20 protein-coding genes are annotated in these 23,995 nt (G+C 63.6%); 12 read left to right on the forward strand and 8 right to left on the reverse strand.

Features of this window, described 5'->3' with window-relative positions; translation table 11 throughout:
* Nucleotides 1-13: 13 nt before the first annotated feature.
* The 5 genes from RFM68_RS24045 to RFM68_RS24065 form a co-directional block, all read right to left on the reverse strand.
* Nucleotides 14-754 (reverse strand): NUDIX hydrolase, encoded by a 741-nt coding sequence (locus tag RFM68_RS24045; protein WP_320235512.1) that lies wholly within the window; start codon nt 752-754, stop codon nt 14-16.
* A gap of 91 nt (nt 755-845) precedes the next feature.
* Complete coding sequence (locus tag RFM68_RS24050) at nt 846-1,289, reverse strand: DUF983 domain-containing protein (protein ID WP_430694919.1); 444 nt, start codon at nt 1,287-1,289, stop codon at nt 846-848.
* Nucleotides 1,289-3,595, reverse strand: a complete 2,307-nt coding sequence (gene rnr / locus RFM68_RS24055) for a ribonuclease R (RefSeq protein WP_320235514.1) — start codon at nt 3,593-3,595, stop codon at nt 1,289-1,291. Before rnr ends, RFM68_RS24050 begins: the two co-directional genes overlap by 1 nt.
* A gap of 6 nt (nt 3,596-3,601) precedes the next feature.
* Entirely contained in the window at nt 3,602-6,169 is a 2,568-nt protein-coding gene (gene topA, locus RFM68_RS24060) for a type I DNA topoisomerase (RefSeq protein WP_320235515.1), read from the reverse strand.
* A 341-nt stretch (nt 6,170-6,510) separates the two neighbouring features.
* Nucleotides 6,511-6,888 carry a COG4315 family predicted lipoprotein gene (locus tag RFM68_RS24065; protein WP_320235516.1) on the reverse strand — a complete coding sequence of 126 codons (378 nt, stop codon included), beginning with the start codon at nt 6,886-6,888 and terminating at the stop codon, nt 6,511-6,513.
* Between the two features lie 167 nt (nt 6,889-7,055).
* Here RFM68_RS24065 and RFM68_RS24070 point away from each other — a divergent pair, with 167 nt between their 5' ends.
* The 3 genes from RFM68_RS24070 (at nt 7,056) to glmU (ending at nt 9,842) form a co-directional block, all read left to right on the forward strand.
* Nucleotides 7,056-7,802 (forward strand): cytochrome c biogenesis CcdA family protein, encoded by a 747-nt coding sequence (locus RFM68_RS24070; protein WP_320235517.1) that lies wholly within the window; start codon nt 7,056-7,058, stop codon nt 7,800-7,802.
* 84 nt (nt 7,803-7,886) lie between these two features.
* On the forward strand, nt 7,887-8,324 hold the full coding sequence (locus RFM68_RS24075) for a DUF6841 family protein (protein WP_320235518.1): 438 nt from the start codon (nt 7,887-7,889) through the stop codon (nt 8,322-8,324).
* 150 nt (nt 8,325-8,474) lie between these two features.
* A complete protein-coding gene (gene glmU, locus RFM68_RS24080) occupies nt 8,475-9,842 on the forward strand; it encodes a bifunctional UDP-N-acetylglucosamine diphosphorylase/glucosamine-1-phosphate N-acetyltransferase GlmU (protein ID WP_320235519.1) in 1,368 nt (455 codons plus the stop codon).
* 3 nt (nt 9,843-9,845) lie between these two features.
* Here the strand turns inward: glmU and RFM68_RS24085 are convergent, their stop codons facing one another.
* Nucleotides 9,846-10,220: an ADP-ribosylation/crystallin J1 gene (locus tag RFM68_RS24085; protein WP_320235520.1), complete on the reverse strand. Its 375-nt coding sequence runs from the start codon at nt 10,218-10,220 to the stop codon at nt 9,846-9,848.
* A 210-nt stretch (nt 10,221-10,430) separates the two neighbouring features.
* Here RFM68_RS24085 and glmS point away from each other — a divergent pair, with 210 nt between their 5' ends.
* The 4 genes from glmS (at nt 10,431) to RFM68_RS24105 (ending at nt 13,812) form a co-directional block, all read left to right on the forward strand.
* The gene (gene glmS / locus RFM68_RS24090) at nt 10,431-12,254 is read left to right on the forward strand and encodes a glutamine--fructose-6-phosphate transaminase (isomerizing) (RefSeq protein ID WP_320235521.1); all 1,824 of its coding nucleotides are present in this window, start codon (nt 10,431-10,433) and stop codon (nt 12,252-12,254) included.
* A 100-nt stretch (nt 12,255-12,354) separates the two neighbouring features.
* Nucleotides 12,355-12,636: a type II toxin-antitoxin system RelE/ParE family toxin gene (locus RFM68_RS24095; protein WP_320235522.1), complete on the forward strand. Its 282-nt coding sequence runs from the start codon at nt 12,355-12,357 to the stop codon at nt 12,634-12,636.
* A gap of 37 nt (nt 12,637-12,673) precedes the next feature.
* Nucleotides 12,674-12,973: a HigA family addiction module antitoxin gene (locus tag RFM68_RS24100; RefSeq protein WP_320235523.1), complete on the forward strand. Its 300-nt coding sequence runs from the start codon at nt 12,674-12,676 to the stop codon at nt 12,971-12,973.
* A gap of 83 nt (nt 12,974-13,056) precedes the next feature.
* A complete protein-coding gene (locus RFM68_RS24105; protein WP_320235524.1) occupies nt 13,057-13,812 on the forward strand; it encodes a DUF502 domain-containing protein in 756 nt (251 codons plus the stop codon).
* Here the strand turns inward: RFM68_RS24105 and recG are convergent.
* Complete coding sequence (gene recG, locus RFM68_RS24110) at nt 13,764-15,872, reverse strand: ATP-dependent DNA helicase RecG (RefSeq protein WP_320235525.1); 2,109 nt, start codon at nt 15,870-15,872, stop codon at nt 13,764-13,766. The genes RFM68_RS24105 and recG overlap by 49 nt on opposite strands.
* A gap of 92 nt (nt 15,873-15,964) precedes the next feature.
* Here recG and RFM68_RS24115 point away from each other — a divergent pair, with 92 nt between their 5' ends.
* The 5 genes from RFM68_RS24115 (at nt 15,965) to RFM68_RS24135 (ending at nt 22,270) form a co-directional block, all read left to right on the forward strand.
* Complete coding sequence (locus RFM68_RS24115; RefSeq protein ID WP_320235526.1) at nt 15,965-16,252, forward strand: FAD assembly factor SdhE; 288 nt, start codon at nt 15,965-15,967, stop codon at nt 16,250-16,252.
* 13 nt (nt 16,253-16,265) lie between these two features.
* Complete coding sequence (gene mfd / locus RFM68_RS24120; RefSeq protein WP_320235527.1) at nt 16,266-19,763, forward strand: transcription-repair coupling factor; 3,498 nt, start codon at nt 16,266-16,268, stop codon at nt 19,761-19,763.
* Nucleotides 19,764-19,935: 172 nt separating this feature from the next.
* Nucleotides 19,936-20,268: an Mpo1-like protein gene (locus RFM68_RS24125; RefSeq protein ID WP_320235528.1), complete on the forward strand. Its 333-nt coding sequence runs from the start codon at nt 19,936-19,938 to the stop codon at nt 20,266-20,268.
* A gap of 2 nt (nt 20,269-20,270) precedes the next feature.
* Nucleotides 20,271-20,714 carry a DUF3995 domain-containing protein gene (locus RFM68_RS24130; protein WP_320235529.1) on the forward strand — a complete coding sequence of 148 codons (444 nt, stop codon included), beginning with the start codon at nt 20,271-20,273 and terminating at the stop codon, nt 20,712-20,714.
* 182 nt (nt 20,715-20,896) lie between these two features.
* Entirely contained in the window at nt 20,897-22,270 is a 1,374-nt protein-coding gene (locus RFM68_RS24135; RefSeq protein WP_320235530.1) for a class II 3-deoxy-7-phosphoheptulonate synthase, read from the forward strand.
* An 84-nt stretch (nt 22,271-22,354) separates the two neighbouring features.
* Here RFM68_RS24135 and RFM68_RS24140 read toward each other — a convergent pair whose 3' ends face one another.
* Nucleotides 22,355-23,935 carry a glycosyltransferase family 39 protein gene (locus RFM68_RS24140; RefSeq protein WP_320235531.1) on the reverse strand — a complete coding sequence of 527 codons (1,581 nt, stop codon included), beginning with the start codon at nt 23,933-23,935 and terminating at the stop codon, nt 22,355-22,357.
* Between the last annotated feature and the right edge of the window lie 60 nt (nt 23,936-23,995).

Below are 23,995 nucleotides of genomic sequence, written 5' to 3' on the forward strand. Positions count from 1 at the left end.
GGATGCTCTGCTTCTAAAGGACTTCGCGGACGAAGCGGTTTCGGATGAGCCGGAAGAACGGCACTGCGCGCCCCGGTCGCAGCAAGGGATCGTCGGCGAGCCGCGTCTCCAGTTCTTCCAGGATCATGCGGGTAATGTCGGGAATATCGGCCTTGCGCGCCTCGGCAAGCGGCAGCCAGACGAGCTCTTCCAATTCGTTGGTCGGGCCGCCGTCGGGCAATTCCACGGCAACGTCGTGGCGCCAGGCGCTGAAGAAACGCGTGTCGAAGCGGCGCACACGATTGGGCGGGGTGATGGCACGGGCGATGAGGCGGAGCACGTCCAGCGATGGCATGACGCCATGTTCGACGAAACCCTGCCAGTCGCGCTTTGAGGTCGAGAAGGCGCCTTTGCGTCCGATCAGCAGACCGGCTTCCTCATAGGTTTCGCGAATCGCCGACAAAGCGATGGCGCGTGCCCGTGTAGCGTTCGTACGACCAGGGCCAGTGGCCAGCTTGGTCTCTTCCTCGCGATGCAGCGGGGCGGCTACGGAAATGCGACTATCCGCCGGGTCGGTGCGGCCGCCGGGAAAAACGAATTTTCCGGGCATGAAGGCGTGACCGGCGTGACGGCGGCCCATCAGCACCAGAACATCCTTGTCCCTGCGATCGAGCAGAATGAGGGTCGCGGCATCACGCGGACGCAATGCCCGGCCGCTGCGCACGGCCAGGCCTTTATCGAGCTTGTCGACATCCGCCTTGGTCATTCCTTCCATGCGCTCGACCTAGCGGAAACTTCTCGGCTGCGAAAGTGGCTTGCGCGTCGCGGCCTTTGCACCAGGGCCGACAGCGGTGCCGCCAAGCTTATCAATGGCTCTCGAACTCGTCCTTCGCGTCGCCGAAGCCGTGCATATACAGCGCCCATTGCAGGCCGATGACGGCGCCCTTGACCGGCTGCAACAGCACGAGCGCGAGAATGATGGTCAGCGGCACCCAGATCAGCGCGTGCTGCCAAGTCGAGAGCGTCGAGGTAGCCTCGACGGCCATGAAGCCGCCAACCACGATGTGGCCGACAATGACGATGACCAGATAGGCAGGCAGGTCGTCCGCGCGATGGTGATGAAGCTCTTCGCCGCAGACCTCGCACTTGTCCACGGGCTTCACGAAGGCGCCGAACAGCTTTCCCTTGCCGCAATGCGGGCAGCGGCCGAGCAGACCGCGCTTCATCGCCGTCCACAGCGGACGGGCGACGCGGCCGGAGTGATGCTCGCCACCGAAAACCTGTTCTTCCATCTGCAAGTCGCCTGGCATCATCTTCTCCTGCCGCGCGGTCCCGAACGCGATTGCGAGGCGCGGGCGCGGCCCTTGGCCTTGTGGAACGACCGCTTCGACCCGGGCAGGGGCTTCGGGTCGGTCAGCATCTCGAAACGCATCGCGCCAGCCATCGGCGCGACCTCAATCAGTCTGACCTCGACGCGATCGGCAAGCTGATAGCCCTTGCCGGTGCGTTCCCCGAACAGCGATCGGGCGGTTTCGTCGTAGATATAGTAATCGCCGCCCAAACTTGACACCGGAATAAAGCCGTCCGCTCCATACTGCGGCAATTGGACAAAGAGTCCTGCCTTAGTGACGCCGGAGATGCGCGCGTCGAATGCGTCGTTGACGCGCTCGGCGAGATAGGCGGCGATCAGGCGGTCGACGGTATCGCGTTCGGCCGCCATGGCGCGGCGCTCCGTGGCCGAGATCAGCGCGGCGACCTCTTCCAGCCGGTCCGCCTCCTGTTGCGTCAGACCGCCAGGCCCGAGACCAAGTGTCGCGATCAGCCCGCGGTGCACGATCAGATCGGCATAGCGGCGGATCGGCGAGGTGAAATGCGCATAGCGCCTGAGATTGAGGCCGAAATGGCCGATGTTCTTCGGCGAGTATTCGGCCTGGCTCTGCGAGCGCAGCACCACCTCATTGACCAAAGCCTCATTGTCCGCGCCGCGCACGCGTTCCAGGATGCCGTTGAACTGGCTCGGCCGCATCTGCGCACCGCGCGCCAGGGACAGGCTGAGCGTTTGCAGGAACTCGCGCAGCGATTCCTGCTTGGCGAGCGAGGGCGCGTCATGGATGCGGTAGACGAGGGCCCCCTTCTTGCCCTCCAATGTCTCGGCGGCCGCGACATTGGCCTGGATCATGAACTCCTCGATCAGCTTATGCGCGTCGAGGCGCGCCGGCACGATGACACGATCGACCGTGCCGTCGGATTTCAGCAGGATCTTGCGCTCGGGTAGGTCGAGTTCCAGCGGCTGACGGGCGTTGCGGCCGCGCTTCAGCACGGCATAAGCATCCCATAACGGCTTCAGCACGTTATCCAGGATCGGCCGCGTCTTGTCGTCGGGAACGCCGTCGATCGCGGCCTGCGCCTGCGGGTAGGCGAGCTTGGCCGCCGACTTCATCATGACGCGATGGAAGGAATGGCGCAGCTTGCGACCCTCGGCCGAAAAGGTCATGCGGACCGCGATGGCCGGCCGGTCCTCGCCTTCGCGCAGCGAGCAGAGGTCGTTGGAGATGCGCTCGGGCAGCATCGGCACGACACGATCGGGGAAATAGACCGAATTGCCACGCTTCAGCGCCTCGCGGTCGAGTGCGGTGCCATAATGGACGTAAGCTGCGACATCGGCGATCGCCACGGTGGCGATGACGCCGCCGGGATTCTTCTCGTCTGGATCCGGCATGGCGAAAACCGCGTCGTCATGGTCCTTGGCGTCGGCCGGATCGATGGTCACCAGCGGCAGATCGCGCCAGTCCTCGCGGTGATCAAGCGTTGCCGGCTTCACCGCGTCGGCCTCGGCAATCACGTCCGCAGGAAACACATGGGGAATGTCGTGGGCATGGATTGCGATCATCGAGACCGCCTTCTCGCTGCTCAAGGATCCCAGCACCGCCAGCACCTTGGCGCGCGGCAGGCCGAAGCGCGAGGCGCGTGCCGGCTCGACCTCCACGAGGTCGCCGTTCCTGGCGCCGTTCTGGAATTCCTTGTCGACGATCAGTTCGGGCTGGCGCCGTTCGACAGGCTCGATGCGGAACGTACCATCCTTCAGCACGCGGAAGATGCCGAGCACCGCCTCGCTGCGCTTCTCGAAGATCTTCATCACCCGCCCGGTATAGGCAGGGCCTGACGGATCGTCGGTCGGGAAGGTCTTGGCGAGCACGCGGTCGCCGATGCCGGGCACCGGGCCGCCGGCGCCGCGCGAGATGCGGATCGCGATGACGGGCGGCGAACCGGCGCCGGTATATTCGTTCGGATGCGCCAGAAGCATGCCATCGTCGTCGCGGCCGAAAATATCGAGCACGGCGACGTGAGGCACGGCTCCCGCGCGGGTGAGGCGCTTCCGCTCCTTGTTAAGCAGGCCTTCGTCCTGCAGGTCGCGCAACAGGTCCTTCAGCCAGATGCGGTCCTCGCCGCGCAGCGCGAAGGCCTTGGCGATCTCGCGCTTGCCGGAGCGGTCGGGATTTTCGGCGATGTAGCGCAGGATTTCGTCGCGCGAAGGCCGGTAGTCGTCCTTGACCTTGGCCCTCGTGTCGGCGTTGCGCGGATCGCCGTGGCTTCTTCCGGAGATCCTGCGCGCCACGTCCTGCTATCCCTTCTTTGCGGCCCGGCGGAAGGGTTTTTTACCGCCACCGCCCTTGGCTTCCTTCTCGGCAATCAGGGCGAGCGCATCTTCCATCGTCACCGATTGCGGGTCCTTGCCCTTGGGCAGAGTCGCATTGACCTTGCCGTAGTTGACATAGGGCCCGTATTTGCCGTCGCGCACGACGATCTTGCCGCCGCCGTCGGGATGGTCGCCGAGTTCCTTCAGCGCCGCCGGCGTGGCGCCATTGCGGCCGCCCTTGCCCTTCTGGTGCTTCTCGGCAATCACCGAGACGGCGCGGTTCAAGCCGATCGAGAACACGTCCTCGATGCTTTCCAGATTGGCATAGGTGCCGTCGTGCAGCACGAACGGGCCGTAGCGTCCGAGGCCGGCCGAGATCATCTTGCCGGATTCCGGATGCTTGCCGACATCGCGCGGCAAGGCCAGCAGCGCCAGCGCCTTCTCGTGGTCGATCGAGTCGGGCGTCCAACCCTTGGGCAGGCTCGAGCGCTTGGCCTCCTTGCCTTCGCCGCGCTGGATATAGGGGCCGAAACGGCCGCTGCGCAGCGTGATTTCCTCGGCCGTGTAAGGATCCTTGCCGAGCAGCTTGACGCCGTCCTCGCCATTGCCGTTCTCCCCGTTGGGATTGGCGGCGTCGCCGAGTTGGCGGGTGTAGGAGCATTCCGGATAGTTCGAGCAACCGACGAAGGCGCCGAATTTGCCGAGCTTCAGCGAGAGATTTCCTGAACCGCATTTCGGGCAGATGCGCGGATTGGAACCGTCCTCGCGCTCCGGGAACACCAGCGGCGCGAGTTCTTCGTTGAGCGCGTCGAGCACGTCGGTGACACGCAGTTCCTTGATGTCGTCGACAGCGCCGGAGAAATCCTTCCAGAAGTCGCGCAGCACATCCTTCCAGGCGAGCTTGCCGTCGGAAATCTCGTCGAGCTTTTCCTCGAGCGATGCGGTGAAGTCATATTCGACATAGCGCTCGAAGAAGCTTTCGAGGAAGGCCGAGAGCAGCCGGCCCTTGGCCTGCGGCACCAGCCGGCGCCGGTCGATGGTGACGTAATCGCGATCCTCGAGCGTCTTCAGGATTGCCGTGTAGGTCGACGGTCGGCCGATGCCGAGCTCTTCCAGCTTCTTGATCAGCGACGCCTCGGAGTAGCGCGGCGGCGGCTCGGTGGTGTGCTGGGTGGCGTTGATCGCCTGGCGGGCAAGCTGCTCGCCGGAGCGTATCTCTGGCAGGCGGCGGTTTTCCTCGTCTTCCGCGTCCTCGTCCTTCTGGTCGGTATAGGCGGCGATAAAGCCGTCGAAGCGGACGACCGAGCCGATCGCGCGCAGCTCGGCGGTGCGGGCGCCATTGACCGCCTCGATCTCGACCGTGGTGCGCTCTATCTCGGCCGGCTGCATCTGGCTGGCGATGGCGCGCTTCCAGATCAGTTCATAAAGCCGCGCCTGGTCGGCATCGAGATATTGCCGCACCGAAGCCGGCGTGCGCATGAAATCCGTCGGGCGGATCGCCTCATGCGCTTCCTGGGCATTCTTGGCCTTGGTGGTATAAAAACGCGGCTTTTCCGGCAGGTATTTCGGGCCGAATTCCTTGGTGATCGCGTCGCGGGCGGCGTCGATCGCCTCCGGCGCCATCTGCACGCCGTCGGTTCGCATATAGGTGATAAGGCCGGCGGTCTCGCCGCCGACATCCATGCCTTCATAGAGTTTTTGCGCCACCTGCATGGTGCGGGTGGCCGAGAAGCCGAGTCCGGAGGAGGCGGCCTGCTGCAGCGTCGAGGTGGTGAAGGGCGGTCCGGGATTGCGCTTGGTCGGCTTGGCCTCGACCGAAAGCGCCTTGAATACAGCGCCTTCCAGCATCGCCTTGATGTCGTCGGCCTGCGCCTTGTTGGCGATGTCGAGCTTCTGCAGCTTCTTGCCGGCGAAGGCGGTCAGCCGCGCCTCGAAATTGTCGTTGCGCGGCGTGTTGAGGATGGCGGCGATCTGCCAGTATTCCTCGCGGATGAAGCGCTCGATCTCGGATTCGCGGTCGCAGACCAGGCGCAGCGCCACCGACTGCACCCGACCGGCCGAACGGGCGCCCGGCAGCTTGCGCCACAACACCGGCGACAGCGTGAAGCCGACCAGATAGTCGAGCGCGCGGCGGGCGAGATAGGCGTCGACGAGCGGCGCATCGATCTGGCGCGGATTGGCCATCGCATCCAGCACCGACGCCTTGGTGATGGCGTTGAACACGACGCGGCTGACCGGCTTGTCCTTCAGCGCGCGCTTCTGCTTCAGGACTTCCAGCACATGCCAGGAAATCGCCTCGCCCTCGCGATCCGGGTCGGTGGCGAGGATCAGCCCGTCGGCATCCTTGACCGCCTTGGCGATGTCGGCAAGGCGCTTGCCGGACGCGGTGTCGACCGACCAGGACATGGCGAAGTCCTCGTCCGGGCGCACCGAGCCGTCCTTGGCCGGCAGATCGCGGACATGGCCGAACGAGGCCAGGACCTTATAGTTCTTGCCGAGATATTTGTTGATTGTCTTCGCCTTGGCCGGCGATTCGACGACGACGACGTCCATGAGGTCTCTTATCAATTAGGAGGTGGCGGAAGAACTCCGCGGTGCACGACGAAATCCCACTCTTTTCGTCGCTCACATGGCCGCGCTTTTGCAATCGGTCAAGGGGAGGCGGCCAATTTGCGAAGCGCCAATCGTCGATACACTCTTAGAGTGTATGGCAAAGATCACATTTTTTGGGGGTCGAGGCGTCCACGTCCCGTATCGCGCCTGACGACCTGCGCCGGCCGGCCGAGTCGAGGTAGTGCCGAGGTGCTGGCCCGCGCCCGGAAAGATCGCCGGCTGCCAAATTAAAACAAATCCGGCAGCCAGGCAGTTTTCCGCATGTCAGCGGTGGGAGGAACTCAATCAGCCTTGACGACGTGCCAGGCGCCGGCGACGCCTTCGCCGGTCATGTCGCCGGCCTTCTTGTCCTTGACGAAGGTATAGACGGGCTTGCCGTCATGGGCCCACATCTTGGTGCCGTCGGTGCGGTCGACGACTGTCCACTCGTCATCGGCCTTGGCGCCGGCCTCGGCCTTCAGCGGCGGCCAGTTGGCGGGGCATTTGTCGTAGCAGTTGGATTTGCCCTTCTCGTCCTTGTCGAAGGTGTAAAGCGTCATGCCTTTGGCATCGGTGTAGATCTTGGTGCCGCCCACTTCGGCTTCCTTCCATGCTTCCGCGGCATGGGACGCGGCGGTGCCGAGCAAAAACGCGGCAAGCCCGAGCGCAATCGCTTTCATGATGAATCTCCCTGAGAACAAGCACGCGGCAATCGCGCGCTTATCCTGACAACGCATCGGGATGGCCGTTTCTTCCTTGGGCCAAGCGGCGACGTGCCACACAATGGTGATTGGCAGGGAGGCTTTCGCATCGCTATATCGGCGCCAGCACAATCGGGGCTCAACAAATGGCATTGGACATCGGCTATGTCAGCGCGGTCGGGGCAGGGGCGATTTCGTTCCTGTCGCCTTGCGTTCTGCCGCTGGTGCCGCCCTATCTCTGCTATATGGCCGGCGTTTCGGTCGACGATTTCCGCGGCAATCAAAGCGTGACGGCAAAGGAAGGCGCGCGCGGCGCGCTGCTCTATGCCTCTTTGGCCTTCGTGCTCGGCTTTTCCACCGTCTTCGTCGCGCTCGGCGCGGGGGCATCGACGATTGGAAGGCTTCTGCGCATCTGGCAAGAGCCGCTGGCGATGGCGGCGGGCGTTCTGATCATCATCATGGGCCTGAACTTCCTCGGCATCCTGCGCATTCCGCTGTTGTCGCGCGAGGCGCGCTTCCAGTCGCAGGGCAAGCCGGCCAGCATGGTTGCCGCCTATGTGATGGGGCTGGCTTTCGCCTTCGGCTGGACGCCCTGCATCGGTCCGGTCCTGGGGCCGATCCTGACTTTGGCCGGCGGGCGCGAGACAGTGGGCGAGGGCGCACTGCTGCTTGCCGCCTATTCGCTCGGCCTCGGCATTCCGTTCCTGATCGCGGCGCTGTTTTCCGGCGCCTTCATGCGTTTCCTGGGAAAATTCCGCGTTCATCTCGGCCGCGTCGAGAAGGCGATCGGCGCGCTGCTGGTGGTGGCAGGTGTGTTCTTCCTGACCGGCGGGGTGCAGAGTGCGTCCTACTGGCTGCTGGAGAATTTCCCGGTGCTGGGACGGCTGGGCTGAAGCTTCAATCCGGAACGACGCTTGAAGGCCGGCGTTATCCGTGCGCAAGCGCGGCGATCGATGGCAAAAGGCGGCGAGGCGATCGTGATAGACAAAGCCGATGTTCAGAAGTTCTTCAAGGCCTATGGGAAGGTCTACAACGACGCTGTCGACGGCAATGTCGACATGGACAATTTTGGAGCGATGTATTCGACCGGATTTGTCTCGGTCACGCCGGCCGGCGTTATGGCCGGCGAGAACGGCAAGCAATTTCAAGATATGATGAGGAAGGGTTTTGAAGCCTATCGGGCGATGGGCAGCAAGACGATGACCTGCAAGGATGTCTCGGTGACGGCTATCGACCAGGACCATTGCGTGGCCAAGGTGCAATGGTCGGGCGAGTATGAGCGCAAGAACAATGAAAATGTGACCATCGATTTCGAGGTCGATTATCTCGTCGAACGGCGCGACGGCAGCCTGAAAGTGTTTGGCTGGATCACCGGCGACGAGCAGGCGGTGTTCAAGAAGCACGGGCTGTTGTAGAGGCGATTCTCCTCATAGACCCGCTGATCAAGAGTCAGCTGCTCCACCATCTCACCGGAACCATCTCACCGGAATTTAACCGCATTGGTGCAGCATGGCCTGCGCTGCTAACATGCGTTGATTCAAACCATTTCATACGGTTGCCCATCCATGAGCCAGAGATCCTGCCTGTCCGTCATCCTCGCCGCCGGGGAGGGCACGCGCATGAAAAGCGCGATGCCCAAGGTGCTGCACGCCATTGCCGGCCTGCCGATGGTCGCTCACGTCGTGAAGGCCGCCGAAGCGGCTGGGGCCACGGGTCTGGCGCTGGTGATCGGGCATGGCACTGAGGAAATGCGCAAGGCGGCACAGAAATTCGCGCCGAAGGCTCAGACTTTCGTGCAGGAGAAGCGGCTCGGCACCGCGCATGCCGTGCTCGCCGCTCGCCAAGCGATATCAAAGGGTTATGACGATGTCCTGGTGATGTTCGGCGACACGCCGCTGATCGACGCGCAAGCGCTGGCCAGCGCGCGACAGAAACTGGCGGAGGGTGCCGCCGTCGCGGTCATTGGTTTCCGCCCGCCGAGCCCGGTCGGCTATGGCCGTTTGATCGAAAAGGACGGCCGTCTCGTCGCCATCCGCGAGGAGAAGGACTGCTCCGAAGACGAAAAGAAGATCGGCTTCTGTAACGCCGGCATGATGGCGGTGGCTGGCAAGCACGCGCTGCAACTGCTCGACAAGGTCGGCAACAAGAACGCCAAGGGCGAGTTTTATCTCACCGACATCGTCGAGATCGCCGACGCGGAAGGCCTCGATGTGGTGGCGACGGAAGCAAGCTTCGAGAACGCGCTCGGCATCAACAACCGGGCCGAGCTCGCCGAGGCGGAAGCGATCTGGCAAACGCGCCGGCGGCGCGAGGCGATGCTTGCAGGCGTGACGCTGATCGCGCCCGAGACCGTCTATTTCTCGCACGACACCGAAATCGGCGCCGATACGGTCGTCGAGCCGAATGTCTGGTTCGGGCCGGGCGTCAGGATCGCGGCGGGCGCCAAGATCCACGCTTTCAGCCATATCGAGGGCGCGACGATCGCCTCGAATTGCGATGTCGGGCCGTTCGCGCGGCTGCGTCCGGGCGCCGATCTGAAACAAAAGGCCAAGGTCGGCAATTTCTGCGAGGTCAAGCAGGCGACGATCGAGGAAGGCGCCAAGGTCAATCACCTGACCTATATCGGCGACGCGCGTGTCGGCGCCGGTGCCAACATCGGCGCCGGCACCATCACCTGCAATTACGACGGTTACTCGAAATTCTTCACCGATATCGGCGAGGGCGTCTTCGTCGGCTCGAATTCCTCGCTGGTGGCGCCGGTCACGATCGGCAAGGGCGGGTATATCGCTTCCGGCAGCGTGATCACCGAAAGCGTGCCCGACGACGCGCTCGCCTTCGGCCGCGCCCGCCAGAAGACGATCCCCGGCAAGGGCAAGGAGCTGCGCGAGCGCTTTGCCTCGGCCGCCGCGGCGAGGAAGAAAGCGGCGGAATAATCCTCAAACGGTGTCTTCGACGGTGTTGCCGAACGAAGCCGTTACCTCGATCCTGCCGACGATCGCCTTATTGAAGGCGGGCAAATCCTCGGCGGGTATCCAGTATTCGAGATGCGCCCTGCTGCCGGCATGCTCGACCCGATAGCGGTCGAGAAAGCTCTTTTGAACCTCGAACCGCGTTACGAAGCCGGAGCCGCTCGCCGGCACGTTCCAGTCGCGGGCGATCTGGACTGCATAGGCTTCGGAAAGAACCGGATAGAAGATCGGCTGCTCGGGCAGTCGGGGCGGAAACTCCCGCATCCCCGCTGCCTCGATCAGCTTCAGCTCCCGCGGCCCGACTGGCCGCCACAGCGTCACGGTGACTTGGCTATTGTTCATCCTTCGATCCTGACCCGATCCGATAATCCGAAACTCAGAAGCGAAAAACCGAGCAATTGCAATAATCGGATTGCAAGAACGGTATGGCATGGTGCATGCACCATCGACTGTTTCCGGTGATACGGAACGAAACGCAAAGTGACTTCCGCGGCGGCCCGGCAATCCTTAGATAGCGCTGGGTTTCCGTGACAAAAATCGGGGCAAACGGCCATGTGCGGTATCGTCGGAATTGTCGGCCGGAGCCAAGTCGCGCCGCTCATTGTCGATGCACTGAAGCGGCTGGAATACCGCGGCTATGACTCTGCCGGTGTCGCGACCATCGAGAAGGGCGAGCTTGGGCGCCGCCGCGCCGAAGGCAAGCTGGTCAACCTCGAACGCCGGCTGAAGGAGGAGCCGCTCGACGGCACGATCGGCATCGGCCATACGCGCTGGGCGACGCATGGCGTGCCCAACGAAACCAACGCGCATCCGCATTTTTCCAACGGCGTCGCCATCGTCCACAATGGCATCATCGAGAATTTCGCCGAACTGCGCGACGAACTCACCCGCGACGGCTACACCTTCTCCTCGCAGACCGACACCGAGGTCGTCGCGCATCTGGTGGCGCGCGAACTGGCCAAGGGGTTGAAGCCGGTGGAAGCCGCGCATGCGGCGCTGAAGCGGCTCTCGGGTGCCTTTGCGCTGGCAATCATGTTCAACGGCGACGAGGACCTGATCGTCGGCGCCCGCAACGGTCCGCCTTTGGCCGTCGGCCACGGCGAGGGCGAAATGTTCCTGGGTTCCGATGCGATTGCGCTGGCGCCCTTCACGAATTCAATCACCTATCTCGAGGATGGCGACTGGGCGGTCGTGCGCCGCAATGGCGTCGCGATCTACGACATCGATGGCAAGAAAGTCAGCCGCAAGCGCCAGCAGTCGCTCTCGACCAGCTTCATGGTCGACAAGGGCAACCGCCGGCATTTCATGGAAAAGGAAATCCATGAGCAGCCGGAGGTGATCTCGCACACGCTGGCCCGCTACGTGGATTTCGTCTCCGGTGTGTCGAAGCCGCTCGACCTGCCGTTCGAGTTCGCCAAGATCGGCCGGCTGGCGCTCTCGGCCTGCGGCACCGCCTATCTCGCCGGGCTGATCAGCAAATACTGGTTCGAGCGCTATGCGCGGCTGCCGGTCGATATCGATGTCGCTTCGGAATTCCGCTACCGCGAGATGCCGCTGTCTGCCAACGATGCGGCTTTGTTCATCTCGCAGTCGGGAGAGACCGCCGACACGCTCGCCTCGCTGCGCTACTGCCGCAAGGCCGGCATGAAGATCGGCGCGGTCGTCAATGTGCGCGAATCGACCATGGCGCGCGAGTCCGACGTCGTGCTGCCGACGCTTGCCGGGCCCGAGATCGGCGTCGCCTCGACCAAGGCTTTCACTTGCCAGCTGTCGGTGCTGGCCTCGCTCGCTGTGCGCGCCGGCGTGGCGCGCGGCACCATCTCGCGCGACGAGGAACGGCGGCTGGTGCGCGAGCTTTCCGAAGCGCCGCGCTATGCGACGCAGGTGCTGAAGCTCGACGAGCAGATCGAGCGCATCTCGCGTGAGCTCTCCCGCTACAAGGACGTGCTCTATCTCGGCCGCGACACCAATTTCCCTTTGGCCATGGAAGGCGCGCTGAAGCTCAAGGAAATCTCCTACATCCATGCCGAGGGCTATGCCGGCGGCGAGCTGAAGCACGGACCGATCGCGCTGATCGACGAAAAAATGCCGGTGATCGTGATCGCGCCGCATGACCGCATCTTCGAAAAGACCGTGTCCAACATGCAGGAGGTGGCGGCGCGCGGCGGCAAGATCATCCTGATCACGGACGCAAAAGGAGCGGCCCAGGCGGGCGTCAAGACGATGGAGACGATCATCCTGCCCGATGTGCCGGAGATCATCTCGCCGATCATCTACGCGTTGCCGATCCAGATGCTCGCCTATTTCACCGCCGTGTTCATGGGCACCGACGTCGACCAGCCGCGCAACCTGGCGAAATCGGTGACGGTCGAGTAAGGCGACATCTGGCGCCACGCCGGACCGTATCAATCAGTGATACAGGCCTCTTGCCCCTGATTTTGTATCAAGGTATGATACAAAACGTGGGGGAAAGCCGTTGATCGTCTCGTTCAAAGGCAAGACGGTGGAAGCGGTGGCCGCGGGGAGGGCGCCAAAAGGATTTCCATCCGATTTGGTCGGCCGTGCCGAGCGCCGGCTTCGGGCAATCGACAATGCCGTCCAATTGAACGACCTTCGGTCACCGCCAGGAAATCACCTTGAGACGTTGAAAGCAGATCGTGCCGGGCAGCATTCGATACGCATCAACGATCAGTGGCGCATCTGCTTCAGATGGACCGCTGCTGGCGCTGAAGACGTGGAGATCGTCGATTATCATTGAGTGGGCAGTCGCCCCAACCTTTTGAGGATACTGAGCTATGCTCAAGTTCGCACGCCCCATACACCCCGGAGAATTCCTGCGCGAGGAGTATCTTGTGCCGCTCGGCATGAGTGCCGGGGCGCTTGCAAAGAAACTCAATCTTCCTCGCACTCGGATCGAGCGCATCGTGAAGGAGGAGGTTGGTCTCACTCCCGATACGGCGCTTCGTCTCGCCAGGTTCTTCAACACCACGCCCGAGTTCTGGATGAACTTCCAGAAGACCTACGAGTTGGAGATCGAAGCGAGGAAAATAGCGGCGGAACTCGAGAAGATCGTACCGCTGGACGCAGCCGCATGACGATCGTTCTTTAAAAACTTCGCAGTTCCAAACCGGCTCGCGGTTCACTAATGTTGCGTCGCAATCTGCGCCGCGGTGACCCCATGTCCGACGCCCCGAAGACTTCAGGCATGACCCGGCTCAGGAACTATTTCCTGACTGGCTTTATCGTCTGCGCACCACTGGCGATCACCGCCTATATCGGCTGGTCCTTCATCGGCTGGGTCGATTCCTGGGTGAAGCCATACATTCCGGCCCGGTACAACCCCGACACCTATCTGCCGTTTCCGGTTCCCGGCTTCGGGTTGATCGTCGCTCTGGTGCTCATCACCTTCATCGGCTTCATGACGGCCAACATCGTCGGCCGCGCCATCGTCAATTTCGGCGAGCGGCTGCTTGGCCGCATGCCGCTGGTGCGCGGCATCTACGGCTCGCTGAAGCAGATTTTCGAGACGGTGCTGTCGAACAAGGGCGACATGTTCCGCCAGGTCGGGCTGGTCGAATATCCGCGCAAGGGCGTCTGGTCGCTGGTCTTCGTCGCCAGCGAGAAGGAGACCGAGATCAACCAGAAGCTCGACCAGGAAGACGATCCGCTGATCGCGGTGTTCATGCCCTGCACGCCGAACCCGACCACGGGCTTTCTGATGTATGTGCACAAATCCGAGATCGTGCCGCTCGACATGTCGATCGAGGACGGCGCCAAGCTGATTGTCTCCGCCGGCATGGTGGCGCCGGAGATCAAAGCCAAGCTGGTGACGCTGAATGGCGAGCACCTTGAAGGACCGCTCGCCAATCCGGCCCTGGGCGCCGCTCAGCCTGCGCGGAGCAGCCGCACCGCTTCGTCGCGGCCGAACAGGTAAAGCAGCAGACGCAGCGCCTCGCCGCGCTCGGACTGCAGCTCCGGATCGCGCGACAGGATCAGCCGCGCGTCGTCGCGCGCGGCTTCGAGCAGGTCGGCATGAAACTCGAGGCGCGCCACCTGAAAGCCGGGCGTGCCGGACTGGCGGGTGCCCAGCAACTCGCCTTCGCCGCGCAGCTTCAGGTCCTCCTCGGCGATGCGGAAGCCGTCCTCGGTCTCGCGCATCACCGAAAGTCGGCGCTTTGCGGTCTCGCCGAGCGGGTCCTTGTAGAGCAGCACGCAGGATGACGGCTTGTCGCCGCGACCGACGCGGCCGCGCAGCTGGTGCAGTTGGGCAAGGCCGAAACGTTCGGCATGCTCGATGACCATGATGGTCGCATCCGGCACGTCGACGCCCACCTCGATGACTGTGGTGGCGATCAGGATACGCGTCTCGCCCTGCTTGAAGGCGCGCATCGCCTCGTCTTTCTCGGGGCCTTTCATGCGCCCGTGCACAAGCCCGATCCGGTCACCGAAGAGCGGTTTCAGCGAGGCGAAACGGTCCTCCGCCGACATCAGCTTGATCTCTTCGGATTCCTCGACCAGCGGGCAGATCCAATAGATTTTCTGGCCTTCGGCAACCGCATCGCGCATGCGCCCGACCAGTTCGTCCAGCCGTTCCATCGGCAAGGTCACGGTGCGGATCGGCTGCCGGCCGGCCGGTTTCTCGGTCAGTTTCGAGACGTCCATGTCGCCGAAGGCGGTCAGCACCAGCGTGCGTGGGATCGGGGTGGCCGTCATCACCAGCATGTCGGGCGCGTCGCCCTTGGCGGTGATGGCGAGCCGCTGGTGGACGCCGAAGCGGTGCTGCTCGTCGACGACGGCGAGCACAAGGTCATGGAATGTCACCGTTTCCTGGAACAGCGCATGCGTGCCGACGACGATGTCGATCGCGCCGCTGGCGAGACCTTCCAGCGTTTCGGCGCGCTCGCGCCCCTTTTCGCGCCCTGTCAGAATGGCGAGGCGCAGGCCGATTTTCTCCGCCAGCGGCGCGATGGTCGCCAGATGCTGGCGCGCCAGGATTTCGGTCGGCGCCATCAGCGCCGCCTGGCCGCCGGCCTCGACCGCGCGCGCCATGGCCAGCAGCGCCACCACCGTCTTGCCGGAGCCGACATCGCCCTGCAGCAGGCGCAGCATGCGTTCGGGATCGGCGAGATCGGCGTTGATTTCGCCAAGCGCGAATTCTTGTGAGGGCGTGAGCTTGTAGTGCAGAGCGGCGCGCAGCTTCTCGACGATGCTGCCATCGCCGACCAGGGGCCGCCCCGACAGCCGGCGAATTTTTGCCCGCACCAGCGCCAGCGACACCTGACCGGCCAGCAATTCGTCATAGGCAAGGCGTCGCCAGGCCGATCCATCGACGGCAATGTCGATCGGGTCCTGCGGATGGTGGATGCGGGCAAGCGCGTCGCCGAAGGGCGGGAAGGTATGGCGGCGCATGAAGGCGTCGTCCTGCCACTCAGGCAGTTCCGGCAGGCGGGCCAGCGCCTGTCCGATGGCGCGGCGCAGCACCTTGGCCGACAGGCCGGCGGTCAGCGGATAGACCGGTTCGACCAGCGGCAGCCCCTCGGCCTCGTCGATGGGCGCGATGTGGTCCGGATGGACCATGGTGGGGCGGCCGTTGAACCATTCCATGCGGCCAGAAATCACCACATGCTCGTCTTCCGGCAGCATCTTCTGCAGATAGGCGGCGTGGGCATGGAAGAAGGTCAGCGCGACCTCGCCGGTGTCGTCATGGGCGTAAACCCGATATGGCACCGACCTGTTGCCACGCGGTGGCGGCTGATGGCGGTCGACCCGCACTTCCAGGGTGACGATCTGGCCCTCGGCCGACAGCGCGATGCCGGGCCGATTGCGGCGATCGATCACGGTGTTGGGCAGCACGAACAGTAGGTCGGCGGCGCGCGCGGCGCGATCGCCAAGATCGACCGGCACGATCCGCTCGATCAGCAAGCCAACTTTCGGGCCGACGCCGGCAAGCGAGGTAATCGGGATGAACAAAGGATCGAGGATGGAAGGGCGCATCGTGTCAGCTTATGTCGCGACGGCGGCAGCGCAAGGCTGACACCGGCCTCTATCCACGCTATATGCGCCGCTTTGAACAGGGATGCGGCGCCATGACCGGAACACAGCGATCAAGCGAGGGGCTCGACGCCCGCCGCCGCAAGCTTCTGTTTCGCTCCTGGCATCGCGGCATGCGCGAGATGGACCTGATCCTGGGTTCCTTCGCCGATGCCGAGATCGGCGCCTTGACCGGCGACGAAATCGACCAATATGAAAGACTTCTCGAAATTCCCGACACCGAATTTTTCTTGATGGTCACCGGCGAGCGCCCGGTTCCGCCCGATGTCGATTGCGCGGTGCTGCAGAAGATCCTGGCGTCGCGGCGAACCATGACATTTTGAAGCAAGCATATCCATGAGCCTCATTCCTTCCATCGGCCTGCCCAAGGGCCGCGCCGGCCAGTTCATCGTCGACGGCGTCGCCGACGGCTACGAAGCCTTCGCGCTGGTGCGGACGGCCCACGAGATCGCGCCGGACAAGCCGGTGCTGTTCGTGGCGCGCGACGGCCAGCGCTTGCCGGCGATCATCGAAGCGCTTGCCTTTGCGGCGCCCGGCCTGCCGGTGCTGGAGCTGCCGGCGTGGGACTGCCTGCCTTACGACCGCGTTTCACCTGGCGCCGATGCCGCGGCGCGGCGGCTCGACGCGCTTTCCGCCATGATCGCGCTGGCCAGGAAGCCGCATCGCGCCGTAGTCCTCACCACCGCCAATGCGCTGTTGCAGCGCATTCCGCCGGCCGAGCTGATCGAGGCGCAGACTTTTCACGCCAGACCTGGCAACCAGATCGATATGAACGCGCTGATCGCGCGGCTGGAGATTTCCGGCTTCGAGCGGGTGCCGACGGTGCGCGGCCTCGGCGAGTTCGCGGTGCGCGGTGGCATCCTCGATCTGTTCGCACCGGGATGGAGCGAGGCGCTGCGTCTCGACTTCTTCGGCGACACGCTGGAATCGATCCGCGTCTTCGACGTGGCGACCCAGCGCACCACCGGGCAGCGCAAGTCGATGTCGCTGCAGGCGATGAGCGAGGTGGCGCTGACGCCGGAGACAATCAGCCGCTTCCGCCGCTCCTACATCGAGGCCTTCGGCGCGCCGTCGCGCGACGATGCGCTCTATGCGGCGGTCAGCGAGGGACGGCGCTTCGCCGGCATGGAGCATTGGCTGCCGTTCTTCTACGAACGGCTGGAGACAGTCTTCGACTATCTGCCGGATGCGCCCGTCGTCTTCGACCATCTGGCGCATGAAGCCCTGGCAGAGCGCCACACGTTGATCCTCGACCACTACGAGGCGCGCCGCAAGCAGGCCGACAGCGCGCTCAAGGACGCCGTGCCTTACAAGCCCGTGGCGCCTGACCTGCTTTATCTCTCACCGGAGAATCTCAAATCCTCGCTCGGACCGCGCGAAGACATCGATTTCACGGTCTTCGATGCGCCCGATGTCGGGGCCAAGAAGGTTTTTCACGCCGGCTCGCGGCCCGGCCGCAGCTTCGCCGAGGAACGCGCCGACCCGAACATCAATGTCTTCGATGTCGTCGTAAGGCACATTGCCGACGAGCGCGCCGCGCGTCGCCGGGTGATCGTCGCCGGCTGGACGGAAGGCTCGCTCGACCGCCTCGGCCAGATTCTGGCCGAGCATCATCTTGGCAATCTGAAGCCGGTCGCGACACTTGCCGAGGTCGAAAAGCTCGAGCCGGGGCAGGCGGGTCTTGCCGTGCTGCCGCTCGAATCCGGTTTCGAGACCGACAACATGGTCGTGGTCGCCGAACAGGATATTCTCGGCGACAGGCTGATCCGGCGTTCGAAGCGCAAGAAGAAGGCTTCCGATTTCATCGCCGAGGCTTCATCGCTGTCTTCCGGCGACATCGTCGTCCATGCCGATCACGGCATCGGCCGTTTCATCGGCCTACGCACCATTGAAGCCGTGGGTGCGCCGCATGATTGTCTCGAAATCCACTATGCCGGCGACGACCGGCTGTTCCTGCCGGTGGAGAACATCGAGCTTCTGTCGCGCTACGGGTCGGATTCCGCCGAAGCGACGCTCGACAAGCTCGGCGGCGGCGCCTGGCAAGCGCGCAAGGCGAGGCTGAAGCGGCGCCTGCTCGACATGGCCGGGCAGTTGATCCGCATCGCCGCCGAGCGACAGATGCGTTCTGCGCCAACCATGATTCCCGCCGAAGGAATCTATGGCGAGTTTGCCGCGCGGTTTCCTTACGAGGAGACGGACGACCAGCAGACGGCGATCGATTCCGTCATGGACGATCTCGGCGCCGGCAAGCCGATGGACCGGCTGGTGTGCGGCGATGTCGGCTTCGGCAAGACGGAAGTGGCATTGCGCGCCGCCTTCATCGCGGCGATGGAAGGCTTTCAGGTCGCGATCGTCGTGCCGACCACCTTGCTGTCGCGCCAGCATTTCAAGACCTTCTCGCAGCGCTTTTCCGGTCTGCCGATCCGCATCGCGCAGGCCTCGCGCCTGGTTGGCGCCAAGGAGCTAGCCGAGACCAAGAAGGGCATTGCGGAGGGCACTGTCGACATCGTCGTCGGCACGCACGCGCTGCTCGGCAGCTCCATCACGTTCAAGCGTCTCGGCCTGCTGATCATCGACGAGGAGCAGCATTTCGGCGTCAAGCACAAGGAGCGCCTGAAGGATCTCAAGTCCGACGTGCATGTGCTGACGCTGTCGGCGACACCGATCCCACGCACGCTGCAGCTGGCGCTCACCGGCGTGCGGGAACTGTCGCTGATCGCCACGCCGCCGGTCGACCGCATGGCGGTGCGCACGTTCATCTCGCCCTTCGATCCGCTGGTCATCCGCGAGACGCTGCTGCGCGAGCGCTATCGCGGCGGCCATTCCTTCTATGTCGTGCCGCGCATCAGTGACCTGGCCGAAATCCATGATTTCCTTCGGGAATCCGTGCCGGAGCTGAAGGTCGCGGTGGCGCATGGCCAGATGCCGCCGGGTGAGCTCGACGACATCATGAACGCCTTCTACGACGGCCAGTACGATGTGCTTTTATCGACCACCATCGTCGAATCCGGCCTCGACATTCCGACTGCAAACACGTTGATCATCCATCGCGCCGACATGTTCGGCCTGGCCCAGCTCTACCAGCTGCGCGGCCGCGTCGGCCGCTCGAAGGTGCGTGCCTATGCGCTGTTCACGCTGCCGGCCAACCGCAAGCTGACCGATACGGCCGAGCGCCGGCTGAAGGTGCTGCAGTCGCTCGACACGCTGGGCGCCGGCTTCCAGCTTGCCAGCCACGATCTCGATATCCGCGGCGCCGGCAATCTTCTGGGCGAAGAGCAGTCGGGCCACATCAAGGAGGTCGGCTTCGAGCTCTACCAGCAGATGCTGGAGGAGGCGGTGGCCGAAGTGAAGGATACGGGCGAGGCGCAGGATGGCGGCTGGTCGCCGCAGATCGCCGTCGGCACAGCCGTGATGATCCCCGAAAGCTATGTGCCTGACCTGCAACTCCGCATGGCGCTTTACCGCCGGCTTGGGGACCTCGAAAACACCGAGGAGATCGACGGCTTCGGCGCCGAACTGATCGACCGCTTCGGGCCGCTGCCCGAGGAAGTGACACATCTGTTGAAGATCGTCTTCATCAAGGCGCTCTGCCGCAAGGCCAATGTCGAGAAGCTCGACGCCGGTCCCAAGGGCGTCGTCGTCCACTTCCGCAAGCGCGAGTTCCCCAATCCGGTCGGGCTGGTCAAATTCATCGGCGAGCAGGGCTCGCAGGCCAAGATCAGGGCCGACCACAGCGTGGTCTTCATGCGCGATTGGCCGAATGCCGAAAAGCGCCTGGCAGGATCGGCCGTGGTGATGACGCAACTGGCCCGGCTGGTCGACAAGGCCGCGTAAGTGCACGAACTGCGTTGGGCGCCGGTTGCAGCAGCCGGCGCCCTTGCAAGGAAATAGTAACCTGCCCGCAAAGATCTGAGGCGTTGCAAGACCTGCGACGATTGGGGCTATTGCAGTATTTTTGTGCAATGGGTTCAATTGCCTCTGGAAGTCATCGCTGTAGGGAAAATCCGTGAACCCGCAAACCTTCGATGAATACTGGCTCGGCTACCTTGCCGGCCATTCAAAGCTTTCTACTCGCTTTATCCATTACCTCGGCCTTTTCTTTGCGCCGATCGTCGGCGTCGCGACATCCTTCCTTGTGGTCTGGTGGGCCTTTCTGGTCATCATCCCCGTCTTCTACCTTGCCGCGCTGTTCACGCATCCTTTGCTTGAGCACAACAGCAACAAACCTTACGCGGAACGGCCTTTGTGGAGTGCCATTGCCCTGCTTCGCATGCTTGCGCTCGACTTGACGGGCGGTCTCGGGCGCCAACTGAGGCGCCTGAACGAGGCGGGCAGATAGGCATGGAAACGGCTATTGTCGCTGCCTGCTCGGCCGTGCTGCTGCTTGGGGCCGGGTTTCACGTCTATTGGGGTTTGGGCGGCCGCACCGGCGCCGGCGTTTCGCTGCCTCAACGCGAGGACGGCAGTCCGGCGGTGAAGGAGACGGCCGCCGGCGCCTTGGCAGTTGGGGTGGTTCTGGTGCTGGTTCTGCTGCTCCTTCTTGGTTTCGCCGGCCTGATCCAATTGCCGATACCGCGCAGGCTGCTGAAGATCGGTCTCATCTTGTGGGCGCTCATATTCACCCTACGGGCATTGAGCTGGTCGAGATATTTCGGGCTGTTCAAACGCGTCAGGAACACCCGTTTCGGCAGATATGACAGCTTGCTCTACAGCCCTTCCTGTCTGTTGCTGGGACTGGGCCTATTTTGTCTGGCGATGGCGGACGCGGGCATAGCGAGCCGATAGGACCATTCGCCACCGCTGAAAAACCCGGCTAGAATAGGTAATCGGCTTCGTGTAAGGAGCCGCGACCTCGTATCGAGGCAGGAATGGCGGACAAGGACGTTCGCTGGTTTGTTTGACGCAATTCCGATGGAAATTCGACAGTTTTCCCAGGAGTTGCTCCGAAAGGGCGTTTGGGTGCAGCGATGACGAAATGGTCGCCGAATTCGTGGAGAGCAAAGCCGATCAAGCAGGTCCCGGCCTATCCGGATCCTGTGGCGCTCAAGGTCACGGAAGCCCAACTTGCCACCTTTCCGCCGCTGGTTTTTGCCGGCGAGGCGCGCAAGCTGAAAAAGCAGCTGGCCGCGGTCGCCGCCGGCGAGGCCTTCCTGCTCCAGGGCGGTGACTGCGCCGAGAGCTTTGCCGAGCACGGCGCCGACAACATCCGCGACTTCTTCCGCGTCTTCCTGCAGATGTCGGTGGTGCTCACCTTCGCCGGCGCCCAGCCGGTGGTGAAGGTCGGCCGCGTCGCCGGCCAGTTCGCCAAGCCGCGCTCGTCCGATAACGAGACCAAGGCCGGCGTGACGTTGCCGAGCTATCGCGGCGACATCATCAACGGCATCGAGTTCGATGCCAAGTCGCGCATTCCGGATCCCGCCCGCCAGGAGATGGCCTACCGCCAGTCGGCCGCGACGCTCAATCTTCTGCGCGCCTTCGCCCAGGGCGGCTATGCCAGCCTCGAGAACGTGCACCGCTGGATGCTGGGCTTCGTTGCCGACAGTCCGCAGGGCGAGAAATACGGTGCGCTCGCCAACCGCATCACCGAGACGATGGATTTCATGCGCGCGGTGGGCATCACGTCGGAAACCAATTTCGCCCTGCGCGAGACGGATTTCTACACCAGCCACGAAGCCCTGCTGCTCGGCTATGAAGAGGCGCTGACCCGCGTCGACTCGACCTCGGGCGACTGGTACGCGACCTCGGGCCATATGATCTGGATCGGCGACCGCACCCGCCAGCCGGACCATGCGCATATCGAATATTGCCGCGGCATCAAGAATCCGCTCGGCCTGAAATGCGGGCCGTCGCTGACGCCGGACGGCCTCTTGGAGCTAATCGACCTGCTCAATCCCGAGAACGAGCCGGGCCGGCTGACGCTGATCGCCCGCTTCGGCTCCGACAAGGTTGCCGACCACCTGCCGAAGCTGGTGCGGGCGGTGAAGAAGGAAGGCCGCAGTGTTGTCTGGTCGTCCGACCCGATGCATGGCAACACGATCGAGGCGGCCGGCTACAAGACGCGGCCGTTCGACCGTATCCTCAAGGAAGTGCAGACCTTCTTCGAGGTGCATCGTGCCGAAGGCACGCATCCGGGCGGCATCCATGTCGAGATGACCGGCAAGAACGTCACCGAATGCACCGGCGGCGCCCGCGCGATTACCGCGGAAGATTTGCAGGACCGCTATCATACCCATTGCGATCCGCGCCTCAACGCCGACCAGGCGATCGAGCTCGCCTTCCTGGTCTCGGATCTGCTCAAGAAGAGCCATCCTGTCCAGCACAAACAGGCCGCCAACGCCTGAGGACTTCCGGCAGCCAATCGCCGCGATCAGGGCGCCGGAAAATCCGGCGCCTTTTTTGGGTCGATCGGGCGGGTCTCGCCCCCGTCATTCAGGGTTAGGAGGGCCGGGCGGATCGCCTGGCACGTCTTTTCTCCCGGGCGGGATGACGACAAAATTCACCGCCATCGGCCGCGCATTGAGCGACCAGTTGAAAAGCACGGTCTTGACCGGCAGGTCACCGGCCCAGGCACGCAACTGCGAGGGGGGCGGCATGCCACGTAGCCAGACCAGCAGCATGCCCTGTTCGCGCAGGCGCCGGTCCGTGATCCAGGGGGCGAGCCGCCTGTCGAGGTTCGTAAAGACCGACGGCTGGTCCTGGGCATTCAGTCCGGCGAGCATGGCCACCCCGTCCTCGCCGCCGACGATGGCCAGCCGCCCGGGCACCTGCTCGTGCCAGATGGCCTCGGCCGTGTCCGAAATCGATCGCGCCGGCCAGCAGAAGGGCTGCAGGCGGCCACGGACGTTGCAGCCTGTCCAGCGGACGGCCGCATAGGCGCTGGATACGCCGACAATGCATATCAGCGCGAGGATCGCCAGCTTGCGAAGCTCCGCGGTTCCGATCCGCCGGCCAAGCAGAGCAACGGCTACGGCGCCGACGAGATTGTACATTGTCGCGCCCCAGGCCTCGCCCGTGCCTGTAAACAGCGAAGCGGCCATGATCAGCAGCGCCGGACCGAGGCCCATCCACATGAGATAGATGACCGCGCCCGGCTCGGGCGCCGGATGCTGCGGCGAGGCCAATTTTTCGGGCGAGGATCGGCGTCGCAAAAGTCCGGACAAGCCAAGAACGATGAGCAAGCCGGACAAACCGGCAAGCTGGACGCCGATGTAATAGAGGCGGGCGCGATGGGCCAGCACCCATTCGTCTCGATTCGCGGCATAGGTGAGGGGCAGGAAGTCCATGCGGTAAAGCGCCAGGGCCAATGGCGTGACAACGGCGAGAAAGACCGCAAGGCCGAGCCAAGGCCAGGGCGTGGCGAGCCGGCTTCGCGCGCGGGCATCGTACAAGATCCAAACGCCGCCGAACGACAGCAGCAAGGCGGTGGAGAATTTGGCGTAGAGCCCGACGCCGCAGACAAGCCCCAGGGCAAGCCACCACCCTGGCCTTCCGTCGCGCGCCGAGCGCCACAACAGCCAGCATATCCCTGCCCAGAAAGGCATCTGCGCGTAGTCGTGGTTGAATTGCGGGGTCGGCCAGCCGAAGAAGTAGATCGACGGCATCAGCAAGACGGCAGCTATGGCCCGGGTCGGCCCCATCATGTCGCGGGCAAGCAGATAAACCAGGACGAAGGTGGTCGAGACCGTCAGTTGCGACAGCAGATATTGCGGCCATCGGAACGAGCCGGTCAGAAGATGGCTGATCTCGAGCAGCCAGCATGGAAGTTGCGGATGCTTGTAGGTCAACAGGACCCATTCGCGACCCCACATGAAGCCCTCGAGAACATCGTGCGGCGGCCCCACGTTGACGAGCGCCGGCATGACGGTCCAGCAGATGATCTGGGTCAGGCACAAAAGCGCCAGCAACCGCCATGGGTGCAGGACCAGGCCGTTCCAGATGGAAGACAGATTGCCGTCCGCCGTGGCCGCCGCCGGCCAAAGATGAACGGATTCGCTGGTTCTCGACATACGGGCCTAAAATCACACCGGTGGATTTCTGAACAGTCCGATAGCAAAAGCTTACGAAAA

This window comes from Mesorhizobium montanum (assembly GCF_033977145.1).
In the GTDB taxonomy this organism is placed as follows: domain Bacteria; phylum Pseudomonadota; class Alphaproteobacteria; order Rhizobiales; family Rhizobiaceae; genus Mesorhizobium; species Mesorhizobium montanum.

Coding starts and splice junctions, on each gene's coding strand:
- RFM68_RS24135 (WP_320235530.1), top strand. CDS start 20,897: ATGACGAAATGGTCGCCGAATTCGTGGAGAGCAAAGCCGATCAAGCAG.
- RFM68_RS24050 (WP_430694919.1), bottom strand. CDS start 1,289: ATGCCAGGCGACTTGCAGATGGAAGAACAGGTTTTCGGTGGCGAGCAT.
- RFM68_RS24115 (WP_320235526.1), top strand. CDS start 15,965: ATGACCGGAACACAGCGATCAAGCGAGGGGCTCGACGCCCGCCGCCGC.
- recG (WP_320235525.1), bottom strand. CDS start 15,872: ATGCGCCCTTCCATCCTCGATCCTTTGTTCATCCCGATTACCTCGCTT.
- RFM68_RS24070 (WP_320235517.1), top strand. CDS start 7,056: ATGGCATTGGACATCGGCTATGTCAGCGCGGTCGGGGCAGGGGCGATT.
- glmS (WP_320235521.1), top strand. CDS start 10,431: ATGTGCGGTATCGTCGGAATTGTCGGCCGGAGCCAAGTCGCGCCGCTC.
- glmU (WP_320235519.1), top strand. CDS start 8,475: ATGAGCCAGAGATCCTGCCTGTCCGTCATCCTCGCCGCCGGGGAGGGC.
- RFM68_RS24105 (WP_320235524.1), top strand. CDS start 13,057: ATGTCCGACGCCCCGAAGACTTCAGGCATGACCCGGCTCAGGAACTAT.
- mfd (WP_320235527.1), top strand. CDS start 16,266: ATGAGCCTCATTCCTTCCATCGGCCTGCCCAAGGGCCGCGCCGGCCAG.
- RFM68_RS24130 (WP_320235529.1), top strand. CDS start 20,271: ATGGAAACGGCTATTGTCGCTGCCTGCTCGGCCGTGCTGCTGCTTGGG.
- RFM68_RS24140 (WP_320235531.1), bottom strand. CDS start 23,935: ATGTCGAGAACCAGCGAATCCGTTCATCTTTGGCCGGCGGCGGCCACG.
- topA (WP_320235515.1), bottom strand. CDS start 6,169: ATGGACGTCGTCGTCGTCGAATCGCCGGCCAAGGCGAAGACAATCAAC.
- RFM68_RS24065 (WP_320235516.1), bottom strand. CDS start 6,888: ATGAAAGCGATTGCGCTCGGGCTTGCCGCGTTTTTGCTCGGCACCGCC.
- RFM68_RS24100 (WP_320235523.1), top strand. CDS start 12,674: ATGCTCAAGTTCGCACGCCCCATACACCCCGGAGAATTCCTGCGCGAG.
- RFM68_RS24045 (WP_320235512.1), bottom strand. CDS start 754: ATGGAAGGAATGACCAAGGCGGATGTCGACAAGCTCGATAAAGGCCTG.
- RFM68_RS24085 (WP_320235520.1), bottom strand. CDS start 10,220: ATGAACAATAGCCAAGTCACCGTGACGCTGTGGCGGCCAGTCGGGCCG.